We start from the raw sequence: 7934 nt of genomic DNA, 5'->3' as shown, positions 1-7934 counted from the left end.
GGTTCATCTATTATGCCAGGGAAAGTAAACCCTGTTATGCCAGAAGTAATTAATCAAATTGCGTTCCAAGTAATTGGTAACGACCATACAATTTGCCTTGCTTCAGAAGCAGGACAATTAGAATTAAATGTTATGGAACCAGTACTTGTTTTCAACTTACTTCAATCAATTAGCATTATGAATAATGGTTTCCGTGCCTTTACAGATAATTGCTTAAAAGGAATTGAAGCGAATGAAGATCGCTTAAAAGAGTATGTTGAGAAGAGTGTAGGAATTATTACAGCCGTGAACCCTCATATCGGTTATGAAGCAGCAGCTCGTGTTGCGAAAGAAGCAATTGCGACTGGGCAATCCGTTCGAGAACTTTGTGTGAAAAATGGTGTATTGTCACAAGAAGACTTAGAGTTAATTCTAGATCCATTCGAAATGACACACCCAGGGATTGCAGGAGCAACTCTTTTAAAGAAAAATTAAAAAAAGAGGGGGGACAATCCCCTCTTTTTTGTTTACAATATAGAAATGCTATATATGAATAGAGGTAGGGATGTTATGAGTAAGTTTACAGTAGCTTCTAATGGTTCATTAGAAACGACATTAAGAGGAGTAGAAGTATTATCAACACCACTTTTAAATAAAGGGGTCGCTTTCACGCAAGAAGAGAGAGAAGAATTAGGTTTAAAAGGGTTATTACCTCCAGCAGTTTTAACGTTAGAAGAACAAGCACGCCGAGCATACGAGCAATTTTGTTCTCAGCCGGATGATTTATTAAAGAATGTATACTTAACAGCGTTGCATGATCGAAATGAAGTGTTATTTTATCGTATATTAACAAATCATTTACGTGAAATGTTACCGATTGTATATACACCAACTGTTGGTGTAGCAATTCAAAGATATAGTCATGAATATCGTAAACCACGTGGTGTGTATTTATCAATTAACGATCCGTCAGGTATTGAAGAAGCATTCGCCAATATCGGTGCAACAGCAGAAAATATTGATTTAGTCGTTGTAACAGATGGAGAAGGCATACTTGGAATTGGTGACTGGGGCGTTGGTGGTATTAACATCGCAATCGGAAAATTAGCTGTTTATACGGCTGCGGTTGGAATCGATCCTAGTCGTGTATTACCGGTAATTCTAGACGTAGGTACAAATCGTGAAGAACTATTAAATAATCCATTTTATATTGGAAATCGTCACCCTCGTATAACTGGTGAAGCTTACGATGAGTTTATTGATACGTTTGTACAAGCGGTAAATAAGCAATTCCCGAAAGCACTATTACATTGGGAAGACTTTAGTTCTCGAAATGCACGAAAAATTTTAGATAAATATCGTCATGATATTTGTACATTTAATGATGATATTCAAGGTACAGGTGCAGTTTCCCTTGCTGCTGTATTATCGGCAGTGAAAGCTTCAGGTGTACCGTTAAGTGAACACCGCGTTGTTGTATTTGGTGCTGGGACGGCTGGAATCGGTATCGCAGATCAAGTTAGAGATGCAATGGTCCGCGTAGGTGTATCAGAAGAAGAATCATATAAGCGTTTCTGGTGTATTGATCGTAACGGGTTAGTTACAGATAATATGGAAGATCTTCTTGATTTCCAAATGCCGTATGCACGAAAAGAAGTGGAAGTAAGTGAGTGGAAACAAAACGATGTGATCGGACTTGCTGAAGTTGTGAAACATGTAAAACCAACAATTTTAATCGGTACGTCAACGGTTGCAGGAGCATTTAAAGAAGAGATTATTAAAGAAATGGCTTCTAACGTAGAAAGACCAATCATTTTGCCAATGTCGAATCCGACGCCACTTGCTGAAGCGAAACCAGCTGATTTAATTGAGTGGACAGAAGGAAGAGCATTAGTTGCAACAGGAAGTCCATTTGAACCAGTTACATATAACGGTGTAACGTATGTGATTGGACAATCAAATAATGCACTTATTTTCCCAGGGCTTGGTCTTGGAACAATTGTTGTACGTGCAAGCGTCATGACGGATGGAATGTTCGCAGCAGCTGCTGAAGCAGTTGCAAGCATGGTAGACACAAGTCAGCCAGGAGCACCTATTTTGCCAGAAGTTGAAGAGTTACGTAATATCTCGGAAATGGTTGCAATTGAAGTAGCGAAAGTTGCTGTTGCAGAAGGTGTTGCTAGAGAGAACTTAAGTGATAATGATATCAAGATTGCAGTGAAAGAAGCAATTTGGGAGCCGGAGTATCGCCAAATAAAAGCGGTAGAAAAGGTTAGAATATAGAAATAAAGCCCGTTTATTATATAAGCGGGCTTTCACTTTTACTACTGACAAAAAGTATAGGAAGTGGCACCTTTGAATTGGAATCAGTTATGGAAGAAAGATATATCCCTTTTAATTATATTAATGGTAGTTGTTCCGATTGCTGGAGAGCTTAATTTTCATCCTTTTAACGATACGTTTCGTGTTAGCTTTGGGACACCGCTTTTCTTCTTTTTATTGCTTTTTTTAAGAAGAATACCAGCAGCGGCTGCAGGTATCCTTGTCGGTATATGTGTCGTTTTATTCCGTGTATGTCTTGACTGGGTTTTGCAAGGTTCATTTCATATGACAGAATCATTTTATTTGCGTTATCCCGTGTTCTTTTATTATTTTATTTATGGAAGTCTTTTTTCACTTTGTAGGGTAAATAAGTTTCATCAGAAACCAATCGTTATTGGATGCCTTGGAATTACAATTGAAATTATCGCAAGTATGTCAGAACTAGCGATTTATCATATGGTAGTACTCGGTACAACGATAACAGTTTCTGAAGTAAATAAACTTATCATTATTGCTATTTTCCGTAGTTTCTTTGCACTTGGCTTTTTAAATATGATGATTTTATATGAAACGAAATTAAAAGAGTCACAAGTTCGAAAAGAAAATGAAAAAATGTTCATGCACCTTTCAAATTTATATGTTGAATCTGTTCACTTGAAAAAAACGTTACAAAATGCAGAGTTGATTACACAAGAAGCATATCAACTATATCGAAATTTACAGGCGGAAAATGATTCCAGTAGTAAAACAGCATTGAAAATAGCAGGAGAAGTGCACGAAATAAAAAAGGATAATCAAAGAATTTTTGCAGGATTATCTAAACTGTTATTAGATAAAAATGTGGCTGAGTATGTAGAAGGTCATGAGCTTACAGAAATGATTGTAAGAATAAATGAGAAATATGCTGAAATGCTAGGGAAAGATATACGTTTTTCTAAACATATAGAAGGTGAACACGCTGCATATCACGTGTATACAGTGCTATCAATCTTTAATAACTTAGTCGCCAATGCAGTGGAAGCAATTGAAGATAGAGGTCTCATTCGTATTCAGCTATATAAACGAGATCAACATGTAATCTTTGAAGTAATTGATGATGGACCTGGTATTGCACAAAAGTATAAGAAATTAGTATTTAAGCCCGGGTTTACTTCCAAGTATGATCAAACGGGAACACCGTCAACAGGTATTGGACTTTCTTACATACACGAAATGGTAACAGAGCTCGGCGGAGAAGTAAGGTTAGAAGACAATGAAACTGAAAAAGGGTGTAAGTTTATCGTTTGTTTACCGGAGTGCAGTTTAAAGCAGGAAGGGGAATAGGTTTGTTTTATTATATCGTAGATGATGATGAAGTTTTCCGTTCGATGCTTTCGCAAATTATTGAGGATGGTGATCTTGGGGAAGTAATTGGAGAATCGGAAGATGGAGCTTTTGTTGAAGCAGAACAGCTAAATTATAAAAAAGTGGATATTTTATTTATTGATTTACTCATGCCGATGAGAGATGGCATTGAAACAGTTCGCCAAATAGCGTCTTCATTTACTGGAAAAATTATTATGATTTCTCAAGTTGAATCGAAACAGCTCATTGGTGAAGCATATACACTTGGTGTAGAATATTATATTACGAAACCACTAAACAAAATAGAAGTAGTATCTGTTGTACGAAAAGTGATGGAGCGTATTCGTTTGGAACGTTCTATATATGACATTCAAAAATCATTAAATAATGTGTTTCAGTGGGAAAAGCCGCAAATGCGTAGTGAAACAATGCAAGAAGGAAAAAAGATATCAGATTCAGGACGCTTCTTACTAGCAGAACTCGGTATTGCGGGAGAGAACGGAAGTAAAGATTTACTTAGTATGCTGGAATATTTATACGGACAAGAAAAGGCGCAAACATTTGAATTTGGATTTCCTGCGCTAAAAGACATTTTTCACCAAATCACATTAAAAAAATTAGATCATATAGCTTCGGATGCAGATATAGATAAAGAGAGAAAAGCATCTGAACAACGTGTAAGAAGAGCGATTTATCAATCATTGAATCATTTAGCTTCTCTTGGATTAACAGACTTTTCAAATCCAAAATTTGAGAGCTATGCCCCGAAGTTTTTTGATTTCACTGTAGTGAGAAAACGGATGACAGAAATGACAAAGGAAGAATTTGCAGTTTCAGGTCATACGCGGATAAACACGAAAAAGTTTATTCAAGTGTTGTATTTTGAAGCGAAACGGTTGATGGAGATAGAGTGAAGAAGGTGCTTATAAATAAGCATCTTTTTTTTGTTCAATCAATATTTTATATTTTCTCGTAGAGCATGTAAAATGTTAAGTAAGAGAAAATGGTTTTACATTAAGGAAGTGTCAAAACAATGAGTTTTACATTAAATAAATCGATTATAAAAGAAGTATGCGGGGAGACCTCCTATAAAAGAGGCGAAGCTTATTATAAATCAAATAAAGTAATCGTGAATCATTATGATGAAACGAAAGAAATTTGTGAGGCGACGGTAAAAGGGAATGTAGATTTTCATGTTACAGTAGAAAAAGCTAAAAAAGGTGATGTAGTTGCGAGATGTAGTTGTCCTTCATTAGCGTCTTTTCAAACGTACTGTCAACATGTTGCGGCCGTCCTTATACAGATAAATTATAACCAGCAAACGGGCGGCATGTCCGAAAATATGAGCGGAAATGATCAATTAACGAATGGGATGTTTCAGTTGTTTGCAGACAAACCACTGAGGCCAAAAAGTAAACAACACCGTTTTGATACACGTGAAATATTAGATGTTACGTTTATATGTTCACCAGTAGCGACGAAAAGTGGTGGGGCCCTTCTTGGAATTCAGTTAAAACTTGCGAAAACATATTATATAAAGCATATTAGAGAATTTCTTTCTAAAGTGGAGAAAAGAGAGACTTTTCATTGTTCCAATGAATTTACATATACGCCAGATGTACACAGTTTTAAACAAGAAACGGACGCGATTATACAACAACTCATTAAAATATATCATAACGAAAAAATGTATGAAGATGCGTTAGAAGTACATGCGAAACAAGATGAAGGTATGATATTCATACCGCCATCTTCATGGAAAGATATGCTCTCTTCACTTTCTAAAGTGGAGTATGTACAGCTGAAACAAAATGAGCAGCTGTTTCATGGCTTGCAAATGTCAAACGGTTTATTGCCATTACATTTTGAGTTTACGAAAGGAAATAATGGTGGATTCACACTTCATATAGACGGCCTAAATCGTGTTCAAGTTATGGAAATGTATAACAATGCTCTTTACGATGGAAAATTATATCATTTACCTATGGAAGATTGTATGCGACTTATTGAATTGCAAAAGATGATGAGTCGCTCAAATAGCAATCAGTTCTATATTCCTGAAAATAAGATGGAACATTTCGTAGCGAAAGTTGTACCTGGATTAATGAAACTTGGAACGGTACGCATTGATGAAGTAATATCAGATCGTGTTGAAACACCGTCGCTAAAAGCAAAACTATATTTAGATCGAGTGAAAAATCGTTTGTTAGCAGGTCTCGAATTTCATTATGGAAACGTCGTGATTAATCCGCTAGAAGAAGACGGGCAGCCGTCTGTTTTTAATCGGGATGAGAAAAAGGAAAAAGAGATTTTAGACATTATGAGTGAAAGTGCCTTCGCGAAAACAGAAGGCGGCTATTTTATGCATAATGAAGAGGCTGAGTATAACTTTTTATATCATGTCGTTCCAACGTTAAAAGCCTTAGTTGATATTTACGCGACAACAGCAATCAAATTACGCATTCATAAAGCGGATACAGCACCACTTATTAGGGTAAGAAGAAAAGAAAGAATTGATTGGCTATCATTTCGTTTTGATATAAAAGGAATACCGGAAGCGGAAATTAAAGGTGTATTAGTAGCTCTTGAAGAGAAACGTAAATATTACCGATTAGCGAACGGTTCTTTATTATCACTAGAGAGTAAAGAGTTTAATGAAATTAATCAGTTTGTAAAAGAATCAGGTATTCGAAAAGAATTTTTACATGGGGAAGAAGTGAATGTTCCGCTTATTCGGAGTGTAAAATGGATGAACGGACTTCACGAAGGTAATGTTTTAAGTTTAGATGAGTCTGTTCAAGATTTAGTTGAAAGCATTCAAAACCCGAAAAAATTAAAGTTTACAGTGCCGCAAACTTTACAGGCTGTAATGAGAGAGTATCAAGTATACGGATTCGAGTGGATGAAAACACTTGCCTATTACCGTTTTGGCGGTATTTTAGCAGACGATATGGGACTTGGAAAAACGCTGCAAAGCATTGCTTTTATAGATTCTGTTTTGCCGGAAATTCGAGAAAAGAAACTACCGATATTAGTTGTTGCACCATCGTCATTAGTTTACAACTGGTTAAGCGAGTTGAAAAAATTTGCCCCACATATTAGAGCAGTGATTGCAGATGGAAATCAAGCAGAACGACGAAAAATTTTAAAGGACGTAGCGGAATTTGATGTCGTAATTACATCATACCCGTTACTGAGAAGAGATGTAAGATCATATGCGAGGCCGTTTCATACACTATTTCTTGATGAAGCACAGGCGTTTAAAAATCCTACAACGCAAACTGCAAGAGCAGTGAAAACAATTCAAGCTGAGCATCGTTTCGGACTAACGGGAACGCCTGTAGAAAATTCATTAGAAGAGTTATGGTCTATTTTCCATGTTGTATTTCCAGAATTATTACCGGGAAGAAAAGAATTCGGTGATTTAAGGCGTGAAGATATAGCGAAGCGCGTAAAACCTTTCGTATTAAGACGATTAAAACAAGACGTATTACAGGAGCTTCCAGATAAAATAGAGCACTTACAGTCATCGGAGTTATTACCAGATCAAAAGAGACTATATGCTGCTTATTTAGCGAAATTAAGGGAAGAAACGTTAAAACATTTAGATAAAGATACGTTACGTAAAAATAAAATTAGAATTTTAGCTGGCTTGACGAGGTTACGACAAATTTGTAATCATCCCGCTTTATTCGTTGATGATTACAAGGGGAGTTCAGCTAAATTTGAGCAACTGCTAGAGATACTTGAGGAATGTAGAAGTACAGGTAAGAGAATTTTAATCTTTTCTCAATTTACGAAGATGCTGTCAATTATTGGTCGTGAGTTAAATCGTCAAGCAATTCCATACTTTTATTTAGACGGAAATACCCCTTCGCAAGAACGTGTAGAGTTATGTGACCGGTTTAACGAAGGCGAAGGAGACCTATTTCTCATTTCTTTAAAAGCTGGTGGTACAGGTCTTAACTTAACAGGTGCCGATACAGTTATATTGTACGATTTATGGTGGAATCCAGCTGTTGAACAACAAGCAGCAGATAGAGCATATCGAATGGGACAAAAAAATACGGTACAAGTTATTAAATTAGTGGCTCACGGAACAATTGAGGAAAAAATGCATGAACTGCAAGAGAGTAAGAAAAATTTAATCGCTGAAGTGATTGAGCCGGGAGAAGAGAAATTGTCCTCAATTACTGAGGAAGAAATTCGAGATATTTTAATGATCTAATGTAAAAAGCTATGCCTTCAAATGTATGAGGGCATAGCTTTTTTGTTGTAATAATTATTTT

Annotated in this window: 5 protein-coding genes; all 5 read left to right on the top strand. The window is 36.2% G+C overall.

The genetic code is table 11. The features are described 5' to 3' along the window. Positions 1 to 474, top strand: a 474-nt coding sequence (locus tag K5S59_RS24055; RefSeq protein WP_016513913.1) for a lyase family protein, incomplete at its 5' end; no start/stop codon positions are given. 75 nt (positions 475 to 549) lie between these two features. Next, complete coding sequence (gene malS, locus K5S59_RS24050; RefSeq protein WP_002071285.1) at positions 550 to 2262, top strand: oxaloacetate-decarboxylating malate dehydrogenase; 1713 nt, start codon at positions 550 to 552, stop codon at positions 2260 to 2262. 63 nt (positions 2263 to 2325) lie between these two features. Next, on the top strand, positions 2326 to 3624 hold the full coding sequence (locus K5S59_RS24045; protein WP_098237648.1) for a sensor histidine kinase: 1299 nt from the start codon (positions 2326 to 2328) through the stop codon (positions 3622 to 3624). Positions 3625 to 3626: 2 nt separating this feature from the next. Continuing rightward, positions 3627 to 4559, top strand: a complete 933-nt coding sequence (locus K5S59_RS24040; RefSeq protein ID WP_000500329.1) for a response regulator — start codon at positions 3627 to 3629, stop codon at positions 4557 to 4559. Positions 4560 to 4678: 119 nt separating this feature from the next. Then, on the top strand, positions 4679 to 7873 hold the full coding sequence (locus K5S59_RS24035) for a DEAD/DEAH box helicase (protein ID WP_000011075.1): 3195 nt from the start codon (positions 4679 to 4681) through the stop codon (positions 7871 to 7873). Positions 7874 to 7934 lie beyond the last annotated feature (61 nt).

The sequence above is a fragment of the Bacillus sp. BML-BC051 genome (assembly GCF_019656175.1).
In the GTDB taxonomy this organism is placed as follows: Bacteria; Bacillota; Bacilli; order Bacillales; family Bacillaceae_G; genus Bacillus_A; species Bacillus_A mobilis.
The sequence above is the reverse complement of the archived record's forward strand: the minus strand, read 5'-3'. Positions and strand labels throughout refer to the sequence as shown.

What these genes read in the sequence shown, in the direction of transcription:
- malS (WP_002071285.1), top strand. Translation starts at nt 550, where the DNA reads ATGAGTAAGTTTACAGTAGCTTCTAATGGTTCATTAGAAACGACATTA.
- K5S59_RS24035 (WP_000011075.1), top strand. Translation starts at nt 4,679, where the DNA reads ATGAGTTTTACATTAAATAAATCGATTATAAAAGAAGTATGCGGGGAG.